Consider the following 1400-nt stretch of genomic DNA (forward strand, 5'->3'; position numbering starts at 1 on the left):
CACGGCGCACGGATGCGTACGGGGAACCGGGGCGGGGCGGACAACGGCACACCGCTCGGGCGGTGTTCGTCGGGAACGCGGTGGCGGGGCGAAGGGTTGAGGTTCAGCCCCGACAGCGGGCACGGCCCGGTGCGGTACACAGTGCGCTGCTCACGCGCAGGAGATCGACGGCGCGGTCGGCGACGAGGATGTCGAGGTACGGCCGTACGCAGCCCCGGGGGCGGCGGGCCGCCGTCCTGAGATCTGCGTACATGTCCGTCACCGTTTCTGTCCGGCCCCGTGGGGCCCTCGCGCTTACCGAAGCGTCCGAGAGAACGTCTTCCGGTCCGGTCGTCACCTGGGGCACCCCACCGCCGAGCGAGGGTTGCCGGTCAGCCAGCCAGGGCTTGTCGCTGACACTCATGACCGTTCTGGGCCGTAAGTTAAGACAGTTGCCCGAACGATTGTCAACGCCGGTCCAGGTGATGGACCGGGTCAGACCTGCCTGACCTGTGCTTCCTTACTCGTTTCGGGGGTCGAGTGGGCGGCCCAGTCCAGGATCTGGACGGCTGATCCGGCGGCCTCCAGGCCCTGACAGCGGGCGTGGTGGCGGCGGTTGACGGCGTCGAGGTCGAGATGGGCGCCGAAGGCCGGGTGGGCGGCCAGCCGTCGGGCGTACGCCCACAGGGCGGGGTGTCCGGCGATGCGGCGTACGGCGTCCGCGTCGAGGTGGTGCCGGTGCACGGTGTCGAGCTGGACCAGTGCCACCCACAACTCGACGTCGGCGGCGGTGATCTGATCGTCGATCAGATAGGGATGCGAGCCGAGGCCTCGGTCCAGGACACCGAGCGTTTCGAGCAGCGTGTCGAGGGCCGCGGCGCTCCGGGAGGTCTCGGCGCCGGCCGCTCCGGCGCGCTGTGCGGCTCCCTCGATGCCCTGGGCGCACATCCGTTCGACGGCCTCGATCTCCGACTCCCTGCCGCACGGGTACAGCGAGGTCCGGCCGCCGCCGAAGTGCCGGGCGAGGTCGCGGGCGATGTCGGGGCCGTGGGTGGAGACGATCCGCCCGGACCAGTCGTCGCTGAGCACCGGCGCGAGGGCGGGTCCGGTGTAGTGGTGGGCGCTGGCCTCGTACAGGGGGCGCAGCGCGGAGTGGCCGCCGTCCGGACAGTCGGGCACGGCGGGCAGGAAGGTGACGGGACAGGCGCGGTCCAGCCCTAGGAGGCTGTGCGTGACGGCGATGCGCAGACCGTCGGGGTCGGCCGGTGACAGGTGGAGCCGGTAGCGGCGCGGCACGGCGTAGTGGCCGCTGCGGGCGTCGCTGCCGATGCGGCCCCGGAAGGCGGGGACCGGGCGGGCGGACGGGTGGGCGGCGAGCGGTGTGGCGGGCATGGCTCTCCCCGGGGGCCGGCGCGTGGCGG

At 72.9% G+C, this 1400-nt stretch carries 2 protein-coding genes and 1 riboswitch; both genes read right to left on the minus strand.

Annotation, left to right across the window (positions count from 1 at the left end; translation table 11 throughout):
* Positions 1 to 103 precede the first annotated feature (103 nt).
* The gene (locus tag BZL64_RS40000; protein WP_158101583.1) at positions 104 to 253 is read right to left on the minus strand and encodes a hypothetical protein; all 150 of its coding nucleotides are present in this window, start codon (positions 251 to 253) and stop codon (positions 104 to 106) included.
* Between the two features lie 32 nt (positions 254 to 285).
* Positions 286 to 407, minus strand: a riboswitch (SAM riboswitch).
* 67 nt (positions 408 to 474) lie between these two features.
* Positions 475 to 1371 (minus strand): glutathione S-transferase C-terminal domain-containing protein, encoded by an 897-nt coding sequence (locus BZL64_RS34910; RefSeq protein ID WP_086773080.1) that lies wholly within the window; start codon positions 1369 to 1371, stop codon positions 475 to 477.
* Positions 1372 to 1400: the final 29 nt, after the last annotated feature.

It is taken from the genome of Streptomyces bobili (assembly GCF_002154575.1).
Classification (GTDB): domain Bacteria; phylum Actinomycetota; class Actinomycetes; order Streptomycetales; family Streptomycetaceae; genus Streptomyces; species Streptomyces bobili.

What these genes read in the sequence shown, in the direction of transcription:
- BZL64_RS40000 (WP_158101583.1), bottom strand. Translation starts at nt 253, where the DNA reads ATGTACGCAGATCTCAGGACGGCGGCCCGCCGCCCCCGGGGCTGCGTA.
- BZL64_RS34910 (WP_086773080.1), bottom strand. Translation starts at nt 1,371, where the DNA reads ATGCCCGCCACACCGCTCGCCGCCCACCCGTCCGCCCGCCCGGTCCCC.